This is a genomic window from Paenibacillus sp. cl123 (assembly GCF_900101595.1).
Taxonomy (GTDB): Bacteria; Bacillota; Bacilli; order Paenibacillales; family NBRC-103111; genus Paenibacillus_G.
On sequence record NZ_FMYY01000001.1, the window covers coordinates 684,931 to 708,701 of the forward strand.

A 23,771-nucleotide genomic window follows, 5' to 3' on the forward strand; every position below is an offset into this window, starting at 1 on the left:
TACGATTATCATGCGGGTTAATTACTTTCTAAGACGCAAGAGCCGGCTCAGATGTTTCTGCATTGTTCCATAAACCTTGTCCTGCAAAAAAAGCCCAGCCCTCGAAGGGTGAGCGGACGGTCAAACCTATTCATGCAAGAAATGCGCGCGAGCGGTTGCGGCCTTCCTGTTTGGCCGTATACAATGCTTGGTCCGCGCGAACAAGCAGCTCCCGGGGCGACAAATCGCGAGCCGGGATCATTGTTGCATGGCCAAGACTGGCGGTGACAAATGCCGAGACATCGGAGCTCGGATGAGGAATGTGCAGCCGTTCAACTTCCTGGCGCAGCTGTTCCGCTACGTAGGCTGCTCCTTGCGCATCGGTGATCGGCAGCACGATGACGAACTCTTCTCCGCCGTAACGGGCGATCAAATCCCCGGGGCGCTTGGCGGCGCGCTTCAGCGCTTCGGCCACTTGCTTCAGGCAGATGTCTCCTTCCTGATGACCGCAGTTATCATTAAATTTCTTGAAATAATCGATATCGAGCAGGATGACGGACAGGGGGGTGGAGAACCGCAGTCCGTGTCTCCATTCCTTGGCGTAGTTCTCATCGAAGCTGCGGCGGTTGGCCACGCCGGTGAGGGAATCGATCGAGGAAATTTTCTGCAGCAGCTCATTGGTTTTACGCAGCTGATTTTCGATTTTCCTGCGGTCGGTAATGTCCCGGGATACGCAGACAAATTCCCTTCCTTGCTCATCTGCGGCGTCGATTACTCTTAGATGCGTTTCCAGCCATACATAGTCCCCGAACTTGTTTCGCATGCGGTAGGGGGGCAGCTTAAGGGCCTCGGGGGAGGCAAATTCATCGACTGCCGAATTTATCAGATCCAGATCATGAGGGTGAAAATAATCATAGACGCTCGTACCGATCAGCTCCGACTGCTCGTAGCCAAGCAATGAGCGAACGGAAGGGGATACATAACGGTAAATCCCGTCCAAGGAATGCATAGAAATAATATCGGTGCAATGATCGGTAATCACCCGGTACATCTGTTCGCTGGTTCGCAGCGATGCTTCGGCCAGCTGCGCGCGCTTGCGCTCTGTAATATCCTGCAGCTGCATCATGTAAACGGAAGTCTCTGCCGACTCGTCTCCAATCTTATGACGGGCCAAGCTGACCTCCACCCACACAACGTTCCCGTCACGTTCGGTGAGCCGCTTCTCGGAAGGGACCCCGGGCGTATAGGCGACCAGCCAGTCCTGAACGCAAGACGAGGGAGCAACTGGCGAAGCTCCGTCCAGCACTCCGATGTGGACGCCGGTCAATTCGCCGGGCTCGTAGCCTAACATCCTGCTGAAGGAAGCGTTGGCGGTGAGGAAGACGCCAGCGGCGGACAAGAAAGCGAGACCCAATGCCGCGCGTTCAAAAGCCAGATGATTCAATTGCTGATCATAGCTTAACGCCCGCGCGTCGCTCATGATGTAGGCACCCTTCCCTGCATGAAGTGGCGTTCATGCCTTTTGATACACCTATTCTAAGGAAAAAACAGGCTTTCATCAACGTCAAATCGATGTTTCGGTGAAACTTAAAGAAGATTTGATATTGACTTAATCTTCTTTAAGCTCGGGTGCCGCTGCCGGTGTGGCCGAAGAAACGGCAGGAACAGCAGAGATGAGGTCCCCGGAATCGGTCTGGTGCTTTGTCTCCAATTCAGCGATCCTCTTCTCGAGCTGCCGGATGCTCCGCTTAAGCTTGAACTGGCGGATCAGGCCCAGCAGCGCCGCGATCAGCCCGCCCAGCAGGGTAGAGCCCAATACGACGAGAATCAGCGGAATATCCGCTTGGGTAAACATAAAATTAACGCGCACCGGTTCAACATTAATAACTGCGAATATGGCGGTAATCAGGGCAAAGATCAGCGTAAGAATCAGCATCCATTGAGCTTTCATGTGGGGGCACGCTCCGTTATATCGTTTTGTTAGACACAGCATATGGAAAAAAAGGCTGAGCCGTGAAGCCGGTCTCAGCCTGGGAATAATTATTTGGCGAGCGATTCCATCTGTTCCAGCAAATTCTTAAATACGCTCATCGCCTGCTTGATCGGCTCCGGAGAAGACATGTCCACGCCGGCACGCTTCAGAATATTGATTGAGTAGTCGCTTCCGCCGCTCTTCAGGAAGCCGAGATAACGTTCAACGGCAGGAGCGCCTTCCTCCAGAATCTGCTTGGAGAAGCTGGTAGCCGCCGAGAATCCGGTAGCGTATTTGTACACATAGAAGCTGTTGTAGAAATGAGGAATGCGGGCCCACTCCATCTCAATAGCTTGATCGACTACCATCTTGTCGCCGTAATACAGCTTATTCAGTCCGTAATACACTTCGCTGAGCAGCTGCGGCGTCAGCGTCTCTCCCTGCTCGGCCTTCTCATGGATAATCTTCTCGAATTCGGCGAACATCGTCTGGCGGAACACCGTCGTACGGAACTGATCCATGTAGTAGGTCAGCAGGTACATTTTTTCCTTGGGATCGGTTGATTTTTTCAGCATATAGTCCATCAGCAGCGCTTCATTCAGGGTGGAGGCCACCTCGGCCAGGAAGATGGTATACTGGGCGTACCGGTACGGCTGGTTCGTATCGGATAAGTACGAGTGAAGCGCATGGCCCATCTCATGGGTCAAGGTGAACATGCTGTTCAAGTTATCTTTGTGATTAAGCAGCACATACGGATGTGTGCCATAAGCGCCCCAGCTGTATGCCCCGCTGCGCTTACCTTCATTTTCATAGATGTCGATCCAGCCCTTATCGAAGCCCTCCTGGAGAATGTTCAAATAATCTTCGCCGAGCGGCTTCAAACTTTCCTTGACCGTCGCTTTCGCTTGCTCATAGGTAATGTCCATCTTGAACTCGTCGACCAGCGGCGCGAACAAATCGTACATATGCAGCTCGTCGACCTTCAGCAGCTTTCTGCGAAGCTCCATATAACGGTGCATCAGCGGAAGAGATTCATGTACGGCATCGATCAGGCTGGTGTACACGCTTTTATCGATATTGTCCCCGTACAGCGCCCTCTCCAGCGTGGAAGGATGCTTACGCACTTTGGAGTAGAAGATGTTTTTCGTCACATTGGCAGCCAAGGTGGCCGCTATCGTATTCTTTTGCTTGCCGTACGTGTCGTACACTGCTTGGAAGGCGTTTTTGCGGACATTGCGGTCGCGGCTCTCGAGAAATTGAATATAACGCCCGTGAGTCAATTCCACTTCTTCGCCTTGCTCGTTTTTCACTTTGGGAAACTTGAGATCGGCGTTATTCAGCATCCCGAAGATCGTTTCCGGCGCTTGGGACATATTGCCTACCTGAGCCAGCAGCGCCTCTTCATTTTTGCTGAGCACATGCTGCTTCTGGCGGATCATTTCGTCCAGCGTCCGTTTATAGAAGCTCAGCTCGGGACTTGCCACCAGCTTCTGCAACTGCTCATCCGACAGGCTTAAGATTTCGGGCGAAATGAAAGAAGTCGCTTCGTTCACTTCGACGCTCAGCTTCTTGGACTTATCCGATAAAGCCTGATACGTTGGATCGGCCATATCTTCATGATGCTTCATATTAGCATAGACGTACAAGCGTTCCGTATGTAAGGAGATCGTGTCTTCCAGCTCAAAGCAGCTTTTGATAGCGCCGGGCGAGGTCAGCTTGCCCTGAAACTCAGCCACATCCTTCAGCTTCGTCAATACCTCTTGGTATTCCTTGTTCCAAGCCTCTTGATTCGGGAACAAGTCCTCCAGGTTCCAGCGGTGCTCCGCGGCGACCTCATTGCGTTTCATTACCTGGTTCATGGGTGCCCTCCTTGTCCATTCATTCGTTTTGGGTTTCGCGGCCAGATCCGCAGCAGCTGCGGAAGAGGCCAGCAGGCCTAAACTGAGTACGCCGCACAGACATAATGGATTCCAACGCAACTCGCTCACGCTCCCTAGTAAAAAAAGGTCGGTCTGGTAACATGCGGCTTAGTATGACCGGAGCGCGGCTTAAATATTAGTATAGGGATTCCTCAGACCGAAGTCTATTCGGAAGCTACACCTGATGCAGGAACGAATAGATCAAAAGCACGAAGGAGAAGGCGATCATCACCAGCGCGAGCAAAGCGAGAGGCCGTTTCACACCGGCTGGAAGCGAATCCTTCTTCATGATCAAAATCAGAGACAGCGAGAACGAAAGGATAATGAAAGTGATGATAGTAGCTCCGTTGCTCATGAGCGGTCCCCCTTTCGAACTATTATGTTCGCCGCTTGGACGAATTTTCCTCTTTTTTGCAGGGCTGCTTTTGGGGGAAACCAAAAGCCGGCTTCCCACTGGGGGAAAGCCGGCTTGTCGCTTCGGCCGCGGCCAACGTGCTGTGCGGCGTACAGCTCGTCAGTTTCGGGATTTCACCAATATGAGCCGGCCGTCTTTGTCGCGGCTGGCCGTGAAGCTGTCGTTAGGCTGGATGTCCGCCACCTTCTCAAGCACTTCAGGGATAGCCAGATAGCCTTTATCTGTAACGTGAACCGCAGTGACCGATTTTTTCTTTAAATAACCAAGTGCCAGAACGCCTACGACTACGACACCGACAATCATCCATTTCACGACCGGATTAGCATGGAAATAATCGGCGACGAAGCGGTCTTCCGTAATCATCTTGGCAGCCGTATACGCAAGGACGGCGGAACCGAGCCAGATGATGATAGGGAAGCGGTCGACCAGCTTGATAAACAAAGTGCTGCCCCATACCATGATCGGAACGCTGATGATCAAGCCAAGCACAACGAGCAGGAAGCTGCCATGGGAAGCGCCGGCTACGGCGATTACATTATCGAAGCCCATAGCGGCATCGGCGATGATAATCGTGCGAATGGCATCCGCGAGCTTTGGCTTGGCCGATATATCATGCTCCTTGTTGTCAACCAGCAGCTTGTAGGCGATCCAGATCAGGACAAGTCCTCCGATGAGAAGCAGCGCAGGGAGCTTCAGCAGCCATACCACAGCCAGCGTCGCTACGATCCGGATGACAACCGCTCCAACGGTTCCCCACAAAATAGCGCCCTTCTGCTGTTCCTTGGGCAAGTTGCGCGCTGCCAGAGCAATAACAATGGCATTGTCGCCCGCCAGTACAAGGTCAATCAGAATGATGTTCAGCAAAGCCAATAAAAATGTTGCGGATAACCAATCCATAGCCCTCACTCCTTTTATTATCATGATGGTTACATAAAAATGAACCTATACCATGCCGGGTTAAGGTTCTTTTTGCCAACAAAAAAGACCTTCACCCATTAACATAGGCAAAGGTCTTGCTAACAACGTGAACGTTGCCAATAAAGCCGGGGCTCTTAACGAACCCGAACTGACGACTTTACTGTGACAGCTACTCCCCTTTGGAGGACATCTTATGTAATTGACTTCATTATAGACAGCATACAAGCATGAAGTCAAGCCTCAGAAGCTGATTTACCAAAATTAAACCTGCCGGAAAGCTTCCATGATTTGTTCGATTTCTTCCTCACTGCCCTCGAACTTTTCTTTGGAGAAGCGCTCCTCGGCCCAATGCATCATTTCGGGGCGGCTGAGAAAGGTATGGCATTCCTCGCCCCATTGGTCGGTAATTTCCCGCAAGATCAGCTGCTTGCCGTTGACTTCCACCGTCAGCATATTCCATTTATCCCGCTTGAATATCGTATGCTTTTTGATCATCTGTTGAAAACCTCTTTTCAATTAAAAAATAATGCAAACTAAAGCAAAGCCTATGCGCGAATCATACCTTACCTGTCCATGAATTGCAACAAGGCGAGCGGGCCTGATCACTTGAAGAAAATGGTTGAACAAATAGCGATGTCCGTGATATCATCCTTCTAAGCTTCAGCATGGTCCGGAGGGACGATGGGAGCGCAGAAGCACTTCATTTATAGAAGTACTTCATAATTTGAGCAGAGCTGAGGAGAGTGTGTCTGAGATGAGTGAACAGTTAAAGCCTTACGAGCAAATTGGCGTAGCCATGACATGCAGATCGTTTGATGAGTACGTTCATATGTTTGGGCTGGAGCCCCAAGTCCTGGAAAGCGGGCCTATGCTCGATGTAGCCGCAGGCGCTTCATCGTTTGTAGCCGAGGCTAGAGCGCGCGGGTATAGGGCGGTAGCAGCCGATCCGATGTACGCGCTGGAGCCGGAGGCTATCGAGCAGCATGGGAGCCGGGAGATTGCCCTCTCCACAGCCAAGCTGGATGCGGTGAAAGAGCAGTTTGACTGGAGCTATTATCGGAACATAACCAACCATCAGGCCGGCCGGGAAGCTTCCCTGCAGCGGTTCGTCGACCATTACCGGGAGAACCGGGACAACGGAATATATACGCAGGCATTGCTGCCTGATTTGCCTTTTCCGGACGAATCGTTTGCGCTGATCACGGTAAGCCATTTTTTATTTTTATATGAAGGCCAGTTCGATCGCCAGTTCCATCTGGACGCTATTCGCGAGCTGCTGAGGGTTTGCCGAAGGGATGGCGAGATTAGGATCTACCCGGTGTTTACGCTCCGCTGGGATCGTTATCCTCATCTGGAGGAGCTGCTGGCCGAGCTTGGGAAAGAAGGCGTTCGCAGCAGTATGCTGGAGTCCCGATTGCCCTTCATTCCCGGGTCCAAAGAGGTGCTTCGACTGACGTACGAATCAGCCCGATCAAGTTGATTTATGCGTTTGCTGATGCTATAATCTTGTTATTCGCCCAAGATGGCGATACATCTAGGAGGTTGTTTTCATTGAAAGGTACAGTTAAGTGGTTCAACGCAGAAAAAGGCTATGGATTTATTCAAGTTGAAGGCGGCGACGATGTATTCGTTCACTTCTCCGCTATTCAAGGCGATGGCTTCAAGACGTTGGAAGAAGGCCAATCGGTTGAGTTCGAAATCGTGTCCGGCAACCGCGGTCCTCAAGCTGCTAACGTAATCAAGCTGTAAGAATCAAACTAACTGCGATGCCCGGGGCGTTCACGCGGTCGGGTTGAACACATATATCGTTGGGTAGTTGTTTTCTGCCGCATACAACAAGACGAAGCCGTAAGACGGCGCTTGGAGCTGAAGCTCCAGGCGCCGTCTTTCATTTTCCGGCCATCAGCGGAGGAGCTGCATGTACCGCGGAAACCAGGGCGGGGAGGGGCAGCTAGGGCAATTGTGCTTTGGCTGCCGCCACAACGTCTCGGATCTTTTGCTCCAGCGTGAGCATATGCTGCTTTTCCTTGACGATCTGACCTGACATGGAGACGACGGATGTCAGCGTGCTTAGAGCGCTCTCGGCTTCTTGCTTTTTGACCGCTTGTTTGAAAGAGCTCCAGAGGGGCGTCATGTTGGAATCGATTGACTTGACGACGCTTTGCTTGGTTTTGATCTGAGCTTGAAGCGGTTCGACCGCTTCAAGGCTGCCGCGAATTTTTTTTGCCGTTTGGCCGGCTTTGTCTTTCGCCGACTTCAGGGCAGCTTCCTTGGCTTTAATACTGAGCCGGGCGAGCTGGACGGGAATTTTCATGGCCTGAAGCTGAAGACGAAGCAGGCTGCTCAGCTCCTTAGTCCCCACGGAGCGGGACAGATCCAGCTGTTTGTTCAGTTGAGTGTAGCGGGCGAGCAGGGGAGCGTAACGCTCCTTCACAGACTTGACCTCCTCCTCCAGACGTGCGAGCTTGGGGGCGTCTATTTGCTTGATCTGCTTATTAAGGGCGGAGATCGCTGTTTTATTGGCGGCGTTCTGCGCTTTGACCCGGCTAGTCAACTCCGAATCCTGGCTCTGAACGGACATCAGCTCCTTATAAAAAGCAGAGAGTTTGCCTGCTCGGGCGTGGTCGGCTGAGGCAATCGTCTTATCCAACGCTTTCTTGACGGATGCGGTCACTTCCGCTTCAGCCGCTGCCGCTGACGGTACGGATGCCGCAAACACAAGCGCGGCCGTAAAGGCGGTTAACGTTCGGTTCATACTTCCAAGATTCCTCCTCGCGGATTGCCAGAATGTAAGGGAGCGCGGCTTTAAGAACAACAAAAAGCACCCGCAAAGAAGGCGAATGGCCTTCTCTTACGGGTGCTTCCATCGTAAGCCGAGCTGGTTAATTATTCCTTTTACTATATCGAAGATGTCCGGTCCTGTCAAGAGGCGTGTGCTAATCGATTATCCGCAAAATATCGTCCACCGGCTTGCGCGGCAGACGGGAAGGGCTTTCCTCGGGATGGCCGAGCGCGATAACCATGTTAATCTGGCACTCCGGACGAATATCCAGATAAGTGCGCAGCCGGTCTTGCGCCAGCAGCACGGGGCCTGTCATCGGGCAAGTCGCGAGTCCGCGCGCATGGGCGGCCAGCATCAGATTCTGAGAGGCCAGACAGCTGCTCTTGATGCCTTCCTCGTCCCAGACATGATCCGGCACCAGCTGGACAGGGTCGAAGATGCGCTCGCGGAACTTCGACTGGTAAGGGGGCGCCAGACATACGATCAGGACGGGCGCTTGCGAGAAGGCGGTCGCATAGGGTCCAAATGACTTGGTCAGCAGCCGTGCTTCCTTGGAAAGGCCGCGCTCCTCAGCTTCGCCTGCGCGTCTATGCAGCTCTTCCCAGGTGATCGCTTCGATTTCTTTGATCTTGTCGCGATTGGTGATCGCGATAAATTCCCAGGTTTGCGAATTGGTGTCGCTGGGCGCATAGCGGGCGCAGTCAATCAATTCGCGGATATCTTCGACAGCGACCGGCATGTCCTTGTATTTGCGGACGCTCCGGCGATCCAGCAGTATCGTTTTGAACTCGTCGTAAGCGAGCTTGCTTGTCACTTCGTTCATCGTCAATCCATCCTCTCCATGCTGGGCACAAGTCACGGATAAGCCGAGGGCGAATCCGGCGAAGCCGGAGCCGCAAGGCTGCTTCTCCTTAGTACTTGGTGCTAAAAGCTACTCTTCATTATAGCGGACCGTGGCGGAATTGACAATGAGCGCGGCGGAAACGTTATTGAATGACGACGGTGTCGCCTTCCTGCAAACCTTCCACAATCTCCGTTTTGTCCGGAGTCTCCACTCCGATCTGTACGACGCGTCGTTCGGTGCTGCCGGCAGACGTCTCTACCATGACGTAATATTCATCCTTATCCCGTTGTACGGCCAAAGTAGGGATAACCAAGGCGCCGCTTTTCTTATCGGTCTGGATGGAGGCCGTCAAGCTGAGGCCAGCAATAAGTTTGTCATTGGGCTCCAGCGAGATCACTACCTCGAATTGGGCCGCTCCTCCGGCAGAACCGTCGCTCCCGCCTTTGGCGAATTTGGACAGCCGCTCCACTTTGCCCTGCAGCTTCAAGCCCTTTAGCGCATCTACCCGAACCTCAACCGGCATTCCCTCGGCGAGCCGGAACAGATCATATTCGCCGACCGAGGCCAGCAGCTGAAGCTGGGTCAGGTCGACGATTTTGCCGATGCGCTCCCCTTCCTTGACGTTTTTCGGCTCCTTGACCGCATCGAACAGGAAGATGCCGTTCTCCGGCGACGGGAATTGGGCTTCCTTCAGCTTGTCGGATTTTTCGTTTAACTGGGTGCGAGCATGCTCCAGGCTCATTCTGGCGACTTCTTCCTGGATTTTTCGGCTTTCATTTTGCGCGAAGCGCTGCTTGGCCTCCGTCTCGGATACGCCATCCGCTCCGGTACCCTCGCCTGCGCCCAGCGTGGCTTGAAATTGTCCGAGCCTGATTTCCATCTCCTGCTTGCGGGCGGCCGCCTGAAGCTCGGCGATCTCATTGCGCAGGGTGGTGTCGACGAGCCGGAACAAGATGTCGCCTTTCTGCACCTGCTGGCCTTCCTTCACATCCCAGGACTTGACGTCGCTCGCGAACGGGGCGTTAATATACGTTTCCTGCCGGTACGAGGACTTGCCCTTTACTTCGACCGTGCTGGTCAAATCCTCCCGCGTCGCCTGGAACTTCAGCGCATTCAAGGTCTGCGGCGCCATCTGCTTGCTGCGGTCGACCGGACGGCTTTGCCAAAATAATAATCCCGTGACGCCGACCACTACGACGGCGGAGAGGGTGATCAGCCATGCTTTCTTTTTCATCGTCATAACACTCCCATGTATAGTCGGTTAGTCGCGCTTGATCGCGGTCAGCGCGTCGGTGCGCGAAGCCTTCACTGCGGGGTAGATGCCGGACAGCACGCCTGTCATGATGGCGAAAAACAAGCCGAGCGGCAAAATCCACGGGCTGATGAACAAAACCTCATCGGAACCGGAGCTGCCTGAAAATCTCATGATGACGATGTTGATGGCCCAAATCACCCAATACGAGGTCAAAATGCCGATCAAGCCTCCGAGCAGTCCGAGCAGCGCCGATTCGATCATAAACATATTGCGGATCTGGCTCAGGTTGGCGCCCAGCACCTTCATGATGCCGATCTGGCGCCTGCGCTGATAGGTGGACATCGTCATGGCCACAACGATCGAGATCGAAGCGACGAACAGAATAAACAGTCCCGCGCCGCCAAACACGATTCGGACGATCGCAAGCTGCGACTGAATCTGTTCCTCGCGGTGCAAATTGGTTTCGACGCTGACCTTCAGCTTCTGAAGCAGCTGCTCCACATCTTTGACATGAGAGCTTTCGGTCACCTTGACCTTGACGACGTCATAATCCGCTGTGCCGGAGGCTTCTCCGTTATTGCCGGGCCGCGGCTTTCCGCCGTTCATCTCCAGCTGAGCCTCATACAGCCTTTTGCCGAGAGAAGGGGAGACATAAGCGATCTTCTGATTGCTGATCATCTCATCGGACATGCCCTCAGGTTTCTTGAGAATGCCGACGACCCGGACAGGGATCTGCTTGCCCTCTCCGCTGTTTTCCGTGAACGCCTGCGGAACGAGCGTAACCATCTTCTGGTACATCGGATAAGCGATGGTTCTCTGCGCTTTCCACGCTTCTATCGCTTCCTTGTCATTTTGATAGGAAACGGTCCTCCTTGAGGCCTGTTCGTCCTGCAGTCCCATCGTTGCGCCGTAGCTGAGAATAATCGTGTTCTCCAGATCCGAAGGACCGCCCTGCTGCAGCTCGATGCCGAAGTCGGCCAGGGTGTCCAGCTCAGTTGCATAAATATTGTAAAGATAGCCTTGCTTGGTATCCAGCTTGAGCGTAAAGCCGTTCAGAGTCCGGTATGTAGAAATGGCTTTGACATGCGGGAAGCTGCGCATCAGATCGATTTTGGCTTTGGTCAGCTCATAAGGCTTTGCCGCAGCGGGGTCCCCGGACGCTTCGGACTCGGGTCCTCTGCCCGCACTGACGGATATCTCGTCCGATTTGAGGAAGTCGTACATCTGCTGCTTGCTGAAATGGTTGATCGACTCGCCGAAGGAAAGTGCGACGATAATCGAAGCGGAGCCGATGGCGATCCCCATCGCGCAGAGCGCTGTGACGACGACCCGCCGCTTCAGCTGGTCCCAGCCGAGCCGGATATAATCGCGCAGCTTCATCGGTCCTCACCTGCCCATGAGCCGTCTTCCACCAGGTAGCCGTCGCGCAGCTGGATTACCCGCTGTGTGCGCCGGGCGACCTCCATCTCGTGCGTGACGATCACGAAGGTGAGCCCGAGCGACCGGTTCAATTCGAGCAGCAGCTCGATGATTTCGTTTTCCGTCTTCGTATCGAGATTGCCTGTAGGCTCGTCTGCAAATACGATGGTCGGCATCGTGACCAGCGAGCGGGCGATACTGACCCGCTGCTGCTGCCCGCCTGAGAGCTGGGACGGGAACATCTCCGTCTTCTCCCCGAGCCCGACCTTGGTGAGGAGCGACATCGCCTTCTCCCGGCGCACCTTGGGCTTGATGCCTTGGAAGACAAGCGGAAGCTCGACATTTTCGCGTACCGTGAGATGAGTGATCAGCTCGTAGGATTGAAAAATGAAGCCGATATTCGTACGCCTGAACTCTGCGAGCTGATTTTCATTCATCTGATCGATGGCGCTGCCGTTGATCAGAATGCTGCCGCTCGTTGGCTTCATCAGCCCGGCCATCAGATTCAGCAGCGTCGACTTGCCGGAGCCGGAGCTGCCGAGCAGGGCGACCATTTCGCCTTTACCCACTTCAAAATGAATTTGGTGCAGCACCGGCGTATCTTCGGTACCGTTCCTGAAGCTGTGTGACAGTTGTTTTACCGCAAGCACGTGACCCCTCCGTATCAAGCGAAATTAGGATGCCATGTTAAGTAACGGTGGAATACCGCCGAAGTTGCACAAAACGGGCATCGTTAAGAAATTGTTAAGAGTTGCTGCCAAGCCGGTTGCTCTGGTGATGCGAATGGTTCTGCCGTTCATCCCCGTCCGTCGGGTACACAGAAAAAAGCCCCGAAGCATCCCTCTGTTAATAGACGAATGATGGGGACAAAACCCTGCACGAGGGACCGGACTCGCCCGGTTAAACCTCGAAATCCTGAGCGCCCCGCGGTCCTGACTGCCTCGCGTGAAGCACGAGGAAGCCGAGCAGGGCTGCGACGGCCAGAGCTGAGGCGGTTCCGTACATGGCGCGCGGGCTCCATGTATTGAAGATCCACCCGCCAAGCGTCCCGCTGATCAGTCCTGCCAGTCCCGACCAGGTCATCGCGAAGATCGCCTGTCCGCTGGCTCTATATTGATCCGGGATGACGCTTTGGATATAGCGGATAGCCGTAAAAAGCAAGATGCCGAAGGAGATGGAATGCAGCAGCTGGATGGCAACGGCCCATACCGGGTTCTCGACGAACATCATGAGCAGGAAACGAATGATGTATACGAGCGAGCAGACCGCCAGCAGGGGAAGCTCCTTGTACCGGTGCCCATACTTACTGAGCAGGAAGAACACGGGAATCTCGCTGACGGCTGACGTCATCCAGGCCCATCCTACGATGGACGGGCTTGCTCCAAGCTGCTGCAGATAAAGCGCCAGGAACCCGTCGTTCATGCGCTGAGCGGTGGAAACGATCAGCAGTATAATAAGGAAAGCCAGGAACGGGCGAGACATGACGATCGGCATGAAGCCGGAGAAGCTCGGCCGTTTGAACTTCGGATCACGCGCATCGCGCAGCATAGAGGCCAGCGAGAGCGACATGATGATCGACCCCAGCGCGAGCGCCGGCGTCAGACCGGCGCCGAACCGGCGGAGCAGCTCGCCGAATACGAGCGCTGCAGCCGCAAATCCGATGGAGCCCCAGACGCGGAACGAGGCATAGCTTTTGCGGGTACCGCTGACGGTCAGCAGCACCAGGCTGTCATTCAGCGAGGTCATCGGCTGCTGAAAGAAGAAGAAGCCGGCCATCAGCACCATAAGCAGCGCAAATCCGTCCATGCGGAACATGAAAAAGGCGACGATCAGCTGGCCGATCAAAATCAGCAGCAATATTTTTTTGACCGTCTGATACTTGTCGCTCATCAGTCCCCAGAACAGATTGGAGACGATTCCGGTCAAAGGTCCGACCGAATAGAGCAAGCCGATCTGGACCGTCGAATAACCTTTGTACTGAAAGTACAAGGGGAAGTAGGATGTGATAATAGCCGTCATCGTGAAGAAGGAAAAGGTAAATCCGCGGAGGGCAAAATCCTCACGCGGAGTGGTTGGAGCCGCTGGATTCATGGCGCGTCACTCGATTCTGTCTTTGAATGGTCCGCCCTGCGCGGACGAAGTGCGGCCGGCTCCAGGCCCGAGCGCCTGGCGGCCCGCAGGATTAGCCAGACAACCGAAGCCTCGGCGGCTACGCCGAGCGACTGTGCCAGCGCGCCGATCATTCCGTTCCACCCGGGGACTGCCAGGACGCAGGCCAGCAGGACGAGAAGGGTGGTGCAGACGTTGGCGGCCTGCGACCACACCATCGTTTTTGTTTGACTGCGGAGCATAAGCAGCCCGTTGCCGAAGTCCAGCCACGGGAAGATCAGCGTCAGCAGCATAAATACGCGCAATGTCGACAGGCTGGCATGCATCAGGCGCTCGTTCACGCCCATGACATGCTCCATGAACCAAGGGCCCAGCGAGCTGTAAGAGAGCAGCGCCAGCAGCAGGGTCGGGATAAACGCTACCGTGATGGCGAACCGGATGACGGTCGCCGAATCCTTCCGGTAAAAATTTAGGACAATCTGATGGACGTAAGAGAAAAAGCTTGTCACCAGGTTGGTCAGACTGGCGGCGATGGCGAAGGCTGCAACCGACAGCTGGATGTCGTTGGTTTTGCCGAGAAAAGCGTTGATCGACGGAGATGCAAGGATCGCAATAACGGACGAATACAGCAGAGGCTTGTAGAAGCCGAATATTTGTCCGGGCCGTTCGATAGGATGCTCCGGCTTTTTCTCGGGAATATGCCGCTTCAGCAGCGATCGGCCTTCCCAGACGCTGACGATGGCCTCGATAACCATGCCGACGAGGAAGATGATCGCGCCGACCGTCCCGCTGGTCACGCCCGTATGTATGAAGTAGAGCGATACCAGATACATGCCCAGCAGTCGGATACCCATCCCGATCGTGAGCCACTTGGTGCGCATATTAGAGATGATGACGCCATGGAACAGGCAGCGGATGCCTGAGAAGATGCTGACGAACATCAGGATGCGGAACACGTCCATCATGGGAGCGACCATGCTTTCCTCCGCGCCGAACAGGCCGGTGAACAGCCATGGGCCGATGGGCGAATAGCTGATTGCCAGGCCGATCGCGAATATGGAGCCAAGCACATAGAAGCTCACGACCGACATCGCCCGGAAGGAGATGCGGTCGCGAACCAGAGCGGAGCATGTTTGACGCAGCAGAACGGCAGGCCTCTCTGTGATGCCTAATATGCTCATCGGCAGCGCATAGCTGGCGATAATGATCTCGGGATGCGCGGAACGGGCGAGCGTGCTGTTGATGATGACATGGGATATGGTGACAAGGCTAGCCGATATGCCGAGCGGCAGGAAAAAGGCGAGCAGTTGTCTGAACGAAATGCTTCGGTGCTGCGGTTCACTCATAGCTGTCCCTCTTTTCACACAGTTCTCACATTATAGCACGAACTGCCGGCAGGGGGGGCAGAAAAATTTGACTCCCTACTGGAACGCAGGTCCCGTTTCTGTTACATTATTAGAAAAGCGTGCGCGCCTTCGGCAGAACTTAGGTGGAATAGCGAGAAAAGGTGGTGCATCCGCATGACCGATATTTTTGTGTGGGACGAGAGGCTGGGCATCCCCCTGCCGCAGCTCCCCAAAGACTTCGAGACGTATACGGACCGTGAGCAGGCAGCCATTCTGCTGCGATGGGAAGAGATCAGGGGAACGATTCCCGATCGGGTCAAGCAGATCGAGCGGGTCATTATTTTCAAGCAGGGGCAGCTCGATGTGGAAGATGACTTCGTGACGTCCTGCCGGCTGAACAGCGAGATCGCCGAGCTGGCCAGCACGATCAATGAGCTGCATCTTTGGTACAGGGTCGATCAGGATATGGATGCCAGAGCCGCCCATCATTAAGAATTGGGCGGGGATGACAATAAGCGCCGCTACCCAGGAGGTTGAAACATTGAGTTGGAGTGAAAGCTACGGCAGGATCGCCGCGCAGCTTGCGAGCCATCGGCCTTCTCTATACCCGACAGAAGAGCTCGACGACCTGACCAGCCTGAAGATCGCCAAGCTTCCGATCGAGGGCTTCACCGGAGAACGCCGCAGCTACGCGCTGGCCGTGAAGGCCGGTCTGCTGCTGCTGAACGAAAGTCTGGATGAGGCGCATGAACTGGCGCAAGAGCTTCCTACAAGAGAAGGCAGCTACCTGCATGGCATCATGCACCGGATGGAAGGGGATTATCCGAACGCGGCATACTGGTTCCGAATGGCGGGAGGACACCCGGCGCAGGAGGTATGGAGCGGCAAAATTCGGGAAAAGCTGGCGGAGACAGGGAATGATGAATTCGGAACGGCTTCGCTGACCGCCCGGATTCGCGAATGGGCTGAGCACGGAAGCTTTTCTGCTGCCGGCTTCAACGAATTAGTAGAGCTGCAGGTGACGCGGGTGCGCAATGAACGCGTGGAGCAGTGGCTGATGGAGCTGCAGTATGCAGAGCTTGACGTTCTGCTGCAGCATTGCTATGCGCATAGCGGAGGAGGAGGACTATGGTTTGAGCCTCGTTAACCAAAGCGCAGCTGTTCCCAGAGGGCCCTTCAGCTTGATCAGCCGGGTATATCGCTATGTGCTGCCGGAAGTTCGCGAGCAGCTGCGTTATTGGCGAGGACGTGCGGAGTCGATGCCCGATGCGGAGCTGCGCAAGCAGGCCATCGACAGCATGACCACCAAGGAATTCCATTGCATCGGGGGCGCGGTGTACGCCGCAGCCAATCCTTCGATGCGGCATATACTCATTCCGCTGATCGTAGCCTTCCAGACGATCAGCGATTATTTGGACAACCTGTGCGACCGCAGCACTTCGCTGGACCCTGTTGATTTCCGCAGTCTGCATCAGTCGATGCTGGATGCCGTCGATCCCGCTGAGCCGCTTCACGACTACTACGCGCATCGGGAGGAACGCGAAGATGCCGGGTATCTGAACGATCTGGTGAAAACCTGCCAAGCCTCCATACGGCTGCTGCCTTCATATCCGCTCGTTGCCTCTGCCGTCCGCGAGCTGGTCGGGCTGTATGCGGACTTGCAGGTGTACAAGCATATTCGCAAGGATCTTCGCGAGGCTGCGCTGCTCTCCTGGTGGAGTCAGCACCAAGACCGGTTTCCTAACGTACAATGGAATGAGTTTGCCGCGGCCACAGGCTCGACACTTGGGATGTTCATGCTGTTTCTGGCCTCTTCGGAGCCCGGACTGGCAAGCGACAAGGCAGAACGGATTCACGCAGCGTATTTTCCCTATGTATGCGGACTGCATATCCTGCTTGATTACTTAATCGATCAGGAGGAAGACAGGGCTGGCGGGGATTTGAACTTTTGCAGCTACTACGACAGTATGGATGCGACCGTCGAGCGAATAGCGGTTATTGTGGAAGAAGCCAAGTTAAGATCGGATTCCCTTGAGCACCCGGCTTTTCACCGGATGATTATCGAAGGGCTGCTGGCGCTATATTTGTCCGATCCGAAGGTAAGCAGGCAGGAGGAGGTCAAGCGGATCTCCAAGCGTTTGATGAAGGGAAGTCCCTGGATGCGGCTGTTTTTTCTGGTCAACAGCGTCTGGATTCGCCGAACGTCCTGAGGCTGCACGCTGATCGGGAGAACCGCAGCAAGATACATATCGAGAGGTATGGAAGCATGGCAACGAAGATAAGGAGGAAACATCATGACAGTTAAAAAAATAGCCGTATTGACAAGCGGCGGCGACTCCCAGGGGATGAACGCTGCGGTGCGTGCGGTTGTGCGGAGCGGATTGTATCATGGGCTTGAGGTGTTCGCCGTTCAACGCGGATACGCCGGGCTGATTAACGACGATATTCGGGAGATGGACTTGCGCAGCGTAGGGGATATTATCCAGCGTGGCGGCACCATTCTGCAGACGGCCCGCTGTAAGGAGTTCACGACGCCCGAAGGCCAGCAGCTCGGGGCGGAGAACCTCCGGAGACGGGGCATTGACGGCCTGGTCGTAATCGGAGGCGACGGTTCTTATCAGGGAGCAAACAAGCTGAGCAAGCTGGGCATCAAAACGATGGGCTTGCCGGGTACGATCGATAACGATATTCCGTTCACCGACTTTACGATCGGCTTCGATACGGCAGTAAGCATCGTCGTGGATGCGATCAACAAGATCCGTGACACGATGAGCTCTCATGAGCGTTCCTCTGTCGTTGAGGTAATGGGACGCCATTGCGGGGATATCGCCTTGTATGCGGGACTGGCCAGCGGAGCCGAGACGATTCTTGTGCCTGAAGTGCCTTATGATCTCGACGAAATTGCGGCCCGCATGTCGGAGAATTTCGCGCTTGGCAAGCGTCACAGTATCGTCATCGTCGCCGAAGGCGTGGGCAAGGGCGAGGATATCGCGAATGGGATCACGGCGCGCAACGGTATCGAGCCCCGCGTCACTGTGCTTGGGCATATTCAGCGCGGCGGAGCTCCAACGCATAACGACCGTATTCTCGCCAGCAACTTGGGCGACTTTGCCGTGCGCAAGCTGATCGAGGGCGAGTCCGGCAAGGGCTGCGGCATCATGAAGGGCGAGCTTGTGCTGACCGATATCGATAAAGTCGTTAATTCGAAGAAAGAATTCAATATGGACCTGTACGAGCTGGCCAAGCGATTATCTCAATAATCGCCGAACGCATGCCGGAGGAGCAAGACTGCGGAGTACGCCGGACGGCGTGCTCCGTTTTGGCATGCTTCGCCGGAAGGAAACGCTTGCTTAGGAATTCGGCGGTTGCGCCCTAGACGGTGCATCTTCACGCCATGGCGGCAACAGCTAGGTGTCAAGCTGCACGGAGCGGATAGGAATACTTGCCAATAAGCCGGGAATTCGATAGGATGGGAGTGCGAATGAAGGACAGCAGCGTCCGCAGGAAACGGCGGGACCGGACATGCTGCGGTTTATTGCGGAGCTTACCAGGTTAAGAAGATAAATTAGAGGAGGCAGACAGAACTTGAATATTGCGATCGTAGCGGGAAGCAACCGGCGGGAAGCGACAAGCACCAAACTTTGCAGATATATCGCCGGGATACTGGCCTCCCAAGGCGTGCAGGCCGAGCTATACAACTTATACGAGAAGCCGCTGCCCTTTTATTGCGGGGATGCCGAACAGGTGAGCGAAAGCGTGGAAGCTTGGAAGGAGTTCCTTAACCGCGCGGACGGCATTATACTGGCGACTCCCGAGTATCACGGCAGCTTGACCGGTGTTTTGAAAAATGCGCTGGACTTCGCAGGCTTCGACCAATTTGACGGGAAGCCGGTGCTTTCGATATCCTCTGCAGGCGGAGCGGTAGGCGTCAGCTCGCTTCAGCAGCTGCAAACTATCGTGCGGAATGTGCATGGGATCAATTGTCCGGAGTGGATTTCGATCGGGGGAGCCCAGCGTATGTTCACGGAGGAGGGCGAGCCGGAAGATGCGAAAACCCGTGAACGCATATTGCGGACTGTGGGATACTTTATCAAAATGACGAACTTGCTGCGTCCGTCAAGCTAAGGAGGGAGCAGAATGGCTGTGAGTCTGGGGAATGATTGGGAAAGCCTGCTGGAGGAAGAGTTTCAGCAGCCGTACTATTTGGAGCTGCGGGAATTTCTGAAGCGGGAGTATGCGACGAAAACGATTTTTCCGGAAATGCATGATATTTTCAATGCGTTGCGATATACCGCATTTCAGGATGTGCAGGCGGTTATTCTTGGCCAAGACCCTTATCACGGGGCGGGACAGGCTCATGGATTGAGCTTCTCCGTGAAGCCGGGGATACCCGCTCCGCCGTCGCTGCAAAATATGCTGAAGGAGCTTAAGGATGATATCGGCTGCAGGATACCGGACAACGGCTGCCTGATTCCATGGGCCAAGCAGGGCGTTCTGCTGCTGAACACGGTGCTTACAGTACGGGAAGGAGCGGCTAACTCGCATAAAGGACATGGCTGGGAGCGCTTCACCGACCGGATCATCTCTCTGCTTAATGAAAGAGAGCGGCCGATCGTATTTATTCTGTGGGGAAGCCACGCTCAATCTAAGACGCAATTCATTACGAACAAACGCCATCATATATTGCGCAGCGTTCACCCGAGTCCGCTGTCGGCCCATCGGGGTTTTTTCGGCAGCAAGCCTTATTCGCAAACGAACGCATTCCTGGAAAGCATCGACAGCAGGCCGATTGACTGGCAGCTGCCGGATTTGGGCATACCTGTTAAGAAGAGCAGCCGCTAACAGCGGCTGCTTATTTTTATTCACCCCGGATGCCGCAGCTTTAAGAATTGTTTTGCCAACAGCGCACGAAGATGATATGATCAAAACAAATAATTCATATATGAAAGGTGTGTTTTAAATGAGCATCATATCCAACCTGTCCGAATTACAAGATGCCGTACGCGAACATCGCAAGCCCGAGGCGGACGTGACGCCATTATTTTTGAATCGCTGGTCGCCGAGAGCGTTCTCGGACCGCAAGGTTTCCGGAAATGATTTGCAGGCGGTGCTGGAGGCGGCTCATTGGGCGCCTTCATCGTATAATGACCAGCCTTGGCGGTTTATCGTCGCGACTGAAGAGGACCAGCTTGAGGTTTTCCGCAGCTTCCTCGGAGACTTCAACAAGCTGTGGGCGACTAAGGCGCCTGTTCTGATCGTCGTCGCCTCCGACAAGCTGAGAGAGAATGGCGACCCGAACGGAGCGCATGCTTTCGATGCGGGAGCTGCTTGGGGATATCTGGCTCTGCAAGCATCCTTGAAGGGGCTGATCAGCCATGCCATCGGCGGATTCGACCGCGAGAAGGCGCGTCAGCTGCTGAACGTGCCCGACCATTTCGAGCTGCATGCCGTCATTGCTTTAGGCTACCAGGGCGACAAAAATGAACTGCCTGAAGCATTGCAGGCCAGGGAAATTCCGAATACGCGCAAGCCGCTCAGCTCGGTTGTTTTCGAGGGAAAAGTCAACTGAAAACTGAGCAGGCCAAACCTGTCTGGTCCTCTTCTGGACAGATTAATGGCTTCAATAGATTGCAAAAAGGACAGCTTGTGGCTGTCCTTTTGCCATGTTGTTTAACTACGCTTAAGCGATAAAGCGCGGTGAAGCTTCTGCTCGCGAGAGCAGCTTTTCTTATTCTGCAAATTCACTTTTTAATAGCCCATAAACGTATTCATCGTAGTGTCGTCCATTCGTAAAGATCATATTCCTCATTTTTCCTTCTTGCTTGAAACCAAGATGCTCTTGCAGTTTAATGGAGCCTTCATTAAAAGCATATATATGGGCGGTTACCTTCTCGTAACGCAATTCATTAAAAAAATACCGGAGCAAGATTCTTACTGCGTCCGATGCGTAGCCATTACGCCAATGTTCACGAAATATGGCCACGCCGTATTTAAAAGTTCCGTTACGTGGATCACAGCTATGTGAATTAATGCTTCCTACTAATTCTCCATCTAGAGATTCAATGGCCAGCATAATATGATGTCCGTTAGCTCCTTTTGAAGCCTGCTGCTCGGCCCATGACTTCGTTCCGGCTTCCGATCTGGGGAAATATAGGGCATCCGATGCCCGGGCCCCCTCTGAATCCTGATCGTTCTTATGAAAATTCATCCAATCCTCAGGAACAATTGCTCGCAATCTGACTTTTTTGCCTTCCCAGATGTTCAAAACTATCGACCCCGTCCCGTCTTACTTGTAAGTGACGCCCGGCGTATAAGTGTTCACCGCATTCCACAGCAGAAACTCCTCAACGCCGTTGTCCTTCAGCGCGCGTATCTGATCCTCCAGCTGCTGCTTGCCATACCGGATATGGCCCGGCACCCAGGTGGCGGTGAAGTCCTGAATCCACGGCCGGATCACCGGCTTGAAGTCTCCCAGCGGGTCCAGCTTCTTCAAGGTGTCCTTGGTCGCCCCCGCGATCGTCTGATAAGGAGCTGCGTCAGGCACCTTGGCTCCGAACCAGCCGGTAGAGTAATGGCTCGGATAGATCATCGGGGAGATGACATCCACATTTTGCGATATTTTCTGAAAGTCCTGGCCGATTCCTTCCGCAGCGGGCACGGACGCCGCATAGCCAAATATGTCGACGGACACGCGGACGCCGAGCGGCGCGAGCTGTTCATGCGCGTATTTCACGAAGCCGGCGACCGCGTCGATGCGGGAACGCTCATCCTTTTCGTACTGCAGCGTATCGGCGCGCTTCTCGAAACCTTCGGGGAAACGGACATAGTCGAACTGGATTTCCTTGAACCCGGCTTTGGCCGCTTCTTTGGCGACCTCGATATTGTAATCCCATACTTCCTTCATGTAAGGATTGACGAACCGCTCCGGCGGGTTTTTGCCGTTGCCCCAGACGGTGCCGTCCGGATTCAGGTAGGATAACTCGGGGCGCTTCTCCGCCAGTACGGTGTCTTTGAATACGACGACTCTGGCGATCGGATAAATCTCATGCTCCTGGAGCGTCGTCATCAGCTTGGGCATATCGGAGATGATCTTTTTCGTTGTCTCCATGCCAAGCAGCTTCTCGTTATTTGTGTTATACGTAATGTAGCCCCAATCATCCTTGATATCGATGACCATGGCATTCAATTCCGTGTCGTCCACCAGCTTCAGCAGCGTGCTCATCCTGGCGCCGGCAGCACTGTGGGCGGTTACATAAACTCCCTTCACCTTAGGAGCGTCCTTCTGCGGATCGAGCTTGACCGTCGGCATGAGAGGATCGGCGGTTGCGTCGTCAGCCGGCGGTGTTTGTACGACGGCATTTTTTGAGTCCATAGCTGCCTGGGCTGTCTGTTCGAAGGTAATTCCAGGGTGTTCCGAGCCTACGCCGCCCCAAGCCATGAGGAATGCGGCCAATATGAGTTCCATGATCGTCTCTCCCTGCAGTATAAGATCTTATCTATTAAACACTCTACTATTATAATAAACTCGTACCCGTTGCGATAGATAGCTTTGATGGAATTTGCCGAAATGTGTTACAATCGCGAAGGAGCAGGTGAGGAGACATTTATTCTTCAGCCTTGCGTTAGCATGAATCAGAGGATGGATGTCATGAAAAGTCAGCTGTTGAAATTACGCGGTCTCAATTTAACATACTATGCGACCACCGGGGTGCTTAATCCTTTCTTGCCGTTATATCTAGGGGAACGCGGATATTCTTCTTCGCAGATCGGACTGCTGATGATGATCGGACCTTTCGTCACCATTTTTGCCCAGCCCTTGTGGGGATACATAAGCGACCGGTACCAGGCGTTGAAATTGATCCTGCTGTCGCTATGGGCGATGACGGTCATGTCCAGCTTCGGCGTATTCGGCTTGAGCGGCTACGTCAGCGCATTCATCTTTATGCTGCTGCTTTATTTTTTCATGCTGTCATCCTCGCCTCTGCTGGATTCGCTGTCGCTGCGAGTCGCGGACCGTGCCGGCGCTTCTTACGGCTCCGTCCGAATGTGGGGATCTGCGGGGTATATGTTGATGGCCATATCATCCGGCTTTGTGCTGCAGGCGCTCGGCGGATTAAAGTCGCTGCCTTATTTGTACTGGCTGATATGGCTTTTTCCTTTGGCTGTGCTGTTTATGGTGCGAGACGAAAGATCCGAGAGCGGCAATGTCGTTTCCATGGCGGATTTCGCGAGGCTGTTGAAAAACAGGCAATTTGTCTGGTTTTTGTTTCTAGTCTTCCTGCTGATGCTGCCGCATCGGATGAACGATTCGCTGCTTGCTCTTCATTTGAAGGATTTGGGCGGATCGGATATGCTTGTAGGCTGGGCATGGGCGCTTGCGGCAGGCAGCGAAATCCCGACCTTCGCCTTGTTCGGCCGCTATCTCTCACGTTTTCATGAGCTGGCGCTGCTCGGCGTCGTTGCGATCCTGTATACGGTGAGATGGCTGCTGTTCGGGCTGATCGACGATCCGCTGCTGCTGACTGTCTTGCAAGCGAGCCACTGCGTGACCTTCGCGTTATTCTGGATCACGTCCGTGCAATATGTCGTCCGGCTTGTGCCGGGCCATCTGCAATCGACCGGCCAGTCGCTGCTGTCGATGGTTTTTCTTGGCTTGGCCGGGATCGGCGGAGGATATGGAGGCGGATTTGTAAAGGATTGGCTCGGAGGATCGTCCATGTACCTGATAGGCGCTGGACTGGCGGCAGTCGCAGCAGCCCTGCTGCTGGGCACGCATGCTTATAGGCGCAACAGAAAACACCCGGTTCTATAGA

Annotated in this window: 25 protein-coding genes; 10 read left to right on the forward strand and 15 right to left on the reverse strand. The window is 54.3% G+C overall.

Annotation, left to right across the window (positions count from 1 at the left end; all coding sequences use genetic code 11):
* Positions 1-130: 130 nt before the first annotated feature.
* The 6 genes from BLR08_RS03000 to BLR08_RS03025 all read right to left on the reverse strand — a co-directional run bounded on the left by BLR08_RS03000 (position 131) and on the right by BLR08_RS03025 (position 5,698).
* Positions 131-1,459 (reverse strand): sensor domain-containing diguanylate cyclase, encoded by a 1,329-nt coding sequence (locus BLR08_RS03000; RefSeq protein ID WP_072328153.1) that lies wholly within the window; start codon positions 1,457-1,459, stop codon positions 131-133.
* A gap of 129 nt (positions 1,460-1,588) precedes the next feature.
* Positions 1,589-1,930 carry a LapA family protein gene (locus tag BLR08_RS03005; protein WP_072328154.1) on the reverse strand — a complete coding sequence of 114 codons (342 nt, stop codon included), beginning with the start codon at positions 1,928-1,930 and terminating at the stop codon, positions 1,589-1,591.
* 89 nt (positions 1,931-2,019) lie between these two features.
* Positions 2,020-3,810, reverse strand: a complete 1,791-nt coding sequence (gene pepF, locus BLR08_RS03010; protein ID WP_072328155.1) for an oligoendopeptidase F — start codon at positions 3,808-3,810, stop codon at positions 2,020-2,022.
* 235 nt (positions 3,811-4,045) lie between these two features.
* The gene (locus tag BLR08_RS03015; RefSeq protein ID WP_072328156.1) at positions 4,046-4,225 is read right to left on the reverse strand and encodes a hypothetical protein; all 180 of its coding nucleotides are present in this window, start codon (positions 4,223-4,225) and stop codon (positions 4,046-4,048) included.
* 159 nt (positions 4,226-4,384) lie between these two features.
* Complete coding sequence (locus tag BLR08_RS03020) at positions 4,385-5,182, reverse strand: TerC family protein (protein ID WP_072328157.1); 798 nt, start codon at positions 5,180-5,182, stop codon at positions 4,385-4,387.
* 282 nt (positions 5,183-5,464) lie between these two features.
* Positions 5,465-5,698 carry a hypothetical protein gene (locus BLR08_RS03025; RefSeq protein WP_072328158.1) on the reverse strand — a complete coding sequence of 78 codons (234 nt, stop codon included), beginning with the start codon at positions 5,696-5,698 and terminating at the stop codon, positions 5,465-5,467.
* Between the two features lie 259 nt (positions 5,699-5,957).
* Between BLR08_RS03025 and BLR08_RS03030 the strand changes: the two genes are divergently transcribed.
* Together BLR08_RS03030 and BLR08_RS03035 are read left to right on the forward strand one after the other, a co-directional pair.
* Complete coding sequence (locus tag BLR08_RS03030; RefSeq protein ID WP_072328159.1) at positions 5,958-6,683, forward strand: class I SAM-dependent methyltransferase; 726 nt, start codon at positions 5,958-5,960, stop codon at positions 6,681-6,683.
* Positions 6,684-6,754: 71 nt separating this feature from the next.
* Positions 6,755-6,952: a cold shock domain-containing protein gene (locus BLR08_RS03035; RefSeq protein WP_054796811.1), complete on the forward strand. Its 198-nt coding sequence runs from the start codon at positions 6,755-6,757 to the stop codon at positions 6,950-6,952.
* A 202-nt stretch (positions 6,953-7,154) separates the two neighbouring features.
* On the opposite strand, the gene BLR08_RS03040 is transcribed toward BLR08_RS03035, so the two are convergent.
* From BLR08_RS03040 to BLR08_RS03070, 7 genes are all read right to left on the reverse strand, one after another.
* The gene (locus tag BLR08_RS03040; protein WP_072328160.1) at positions 7,155-7,958 is read right to left on the reverse strand and encodes a hypothetical protein; all 804 of its coding nucleotides are present in this window, start codon (positions 7,956-7,958) and stop codon (positions 7,155-7,157) included.
* Positions 7,959-8,139: 181 nt separating this feature from the next.
* Positions 8,140-8,808, reverse strand: a complete 669-nt coding sequence (locus BLR08_RS03045; protein ID WP_072328161.1) for a nitroreductase family protein — start codon at positions 8,806-8,808, stop codon at positions 8,140-8,142.
* Positions 8,809-8,971: 163 nt separating this feature from the next.
* Positions 8,972-10,063 carry an efflux RND transporter periplasmic adaptor subunit gene (locus tag BLR08_RS03050; protein WP_072328162.1) on the reverse strand — a complete coding sequence of 364 codons (1,092 nt, stop codon included), beginning with the start codon at positions 10,061-10,063 and terminating at the stop codon, positions 8,972-8,974.
* A gap of 27 nt (positions 10,064-10,090) precedes the next feature.
* Positions 10,091-11,464, reverse strand: a complete 1,374-nt coding sequence (locus BLR08_RS03055) for an ABC transporter permease (RefSeq protein WP_072328163.1) — start codon at positions 11,462-11,464, stop codon at positions 10,091-10,093.
* A complete protein-coding gene (locus BLR08_RS03060) occupies positions 11,461-12,153 on the reverse strand; it encodes an ABC transporter ATP-binding protein (RefSeq protein WP_072328164.1) in 693 nt (230 codons plus the stop codon). The genes BLR08_RS03055 and BLR08_RS03060 overlap by 4 nt, the downstream gene beginning before the upstream one ends.
* A gap of 250 nt (positions 12,154-12,403) precedes the next feature.
* A complete protein-coding gene (locus BLR08_RS03065; RefSeq protein ID WP_072328165.1) occupies positions 12,404-13,594 on the reverse strand; it encodes an MFS transporter in 1,191 nt (396 codons plus the stop codon).
* Positions 13,591-14,958, reverse strand: a complete 1,368-nt coding sequence (locus BLR08_RS03070) for a multi antimicrobial extrusion protein MatE (RefSeq protein ID WP_072328166.1) — start codon at positions 14,956-14,958, stop codon at positions 13,591-13,593. Before BLR08_RS03070 ends, BLR08_RS03065 begins: the two co-directional genes overlap by 4 nt.
* A 174-nt stretch (positions 14,959-15,132) precedes the next feature.
* On the opposite strand from BLR08_RS03070, the gene BLR08_RS03075 reads away from it, so the two are divergent.
* The 7 genes from BLR08_RS03075 to BLR08_RS03105 all read left to right on the forward strand — a co-directional run bounded on the left by BLR08_RS03075 (position 15,133) and on the right by BLR08_RS03105 (position 20,527).
* The gene (locus BLR08_RS03075) at positions 15,133-15,450 is read left to right on the forward strand and encodes a hypothetical protein (protein WP_072328167.1); all 318 of its coding nucleotides are present in this window, start codon (positions 15,133-15,135) and stop codon (positions 15,448-15,450) included.
* A 49-nt stretch (positions 15,451-15,499) separates the two neighbouring features.
* Complete coding sequence (locus BLR08_RS03080; RefSeq protein WP_072328168.1) at positions 15,500-16,105, forward strand: hypothetical protein; 606 nt, start codon at positions 15,500-15,502, stop codon at positions 16,103-16,105.
* A complete protein-coding gene (locus BLR08_RS03085) occupies positions 16,062-17,168 on the forward strand; it encodes a tetraprenyl-beta-curcumene synthase family protein (RefSeq protein ID WP_072328169.1) in 1,107 nt (368 codons plus the stop codon). The genes BLR08_RS03080 and BLR08_RS03085 overlap by 44 nt, the downstream gene beginning before the upstream one ends.
* Positions 17,169-17,252: 84 nt before the next feature.
* Positions 17,253-18,218 (forward strand): 6-phosphofructokinase, encoded by a 966-nt coding sequence (gene pfkA / locus BLR08_RS03090; RefSeq protein ID WP_072328170.1) that lies wholly within the window; start codon positions 17,253-17,255, stop codon positions 18,216-18,218.
* Between the two features lie 325 nt (positions 18,219-18,543).
* Positions 18,544-19,083 carry an NADPH-dependent FMN reductase gene (locus BLR08_RS03095; protein ID WP_072328171.1) on the forward strand — a complete coding sequence of 180 codons (540 nt, stop codon included), beginning with the start codon at positions 18,544-18,546 and terminating at the stop codon, positions 19,081-19,083.
* A gap of 12 nt (positions 19,084-19,095) precedes the next feature.
* Positions 19,096-19,800, forward strand: coding sequence for a uracil-DNA glycosylase (locus BLR08_RS03100; protein WP_072328172.1), 705 nt, complete (start codon positions 19,096-19,098; stop codon positions 19,798-19,800).
* 118 nt (positions 19,801-19,918) lie between these two features.
* Positions 19,919-20,527 carry a nitroreductase family protein gene (locus tag BLR08_RS03105; RefSeq protein ID WP_072328173.1) on the forward strand — a complete coding sequence of 203 codons (609 nt, stop codon included), beginning with the start codon at positions 19,919-19,921 and terminating at the stop codon, positions 20,525-20,527.
* Between the two features lie 159 nt (positions 20,528-20,686).
* Here the strand turns inward: BLR08_RS03105 and BLR08_RS03110 are convergent, their stop codons facing one another.
* Positions 20,687-21,223, reverse strand: a complete 537-nt coding sequence (locus BLR08_RS03110) for a GNAT family N-acetyltransferase (RefSeq protein ID WP_256257395.1) — start codon at positions 21,221-21,223, stop codon at positions 20,687-20,689.
* Between the two features lie 21 nt (positions 21,224-21,244).
* Positions 21,245-22,423: a putative glycoside hydrolase gene (locus BLR08_RS03115; RefSeq protein ID WP_072328175.1), complete on the reverse strand. Its 1,179-nt coding sequence runs from the start codon at positions 22,421-22,423 to the stop codon at positions 21,245-21,247.
* Positions 22,424-22,606: 183 nt separating this feature from the next.
* Here BLR08_RS03115 and BLR08_RS03120 point away from each other — a divergent pair, with 183 nt between their 5' ends.
* On the forward strand, positions 22,607-23,770 hold the full coding sequence (locus BLR08_RS03120; RefSeq protein ID WP_072328381.1) for an MFS transporter: 1,164 nt from the start codon (positions 22,607-22,609) through the stop codon (positions 23,768-23,770).
* Position 23,771: the final 1 nt, after the last annotated feature.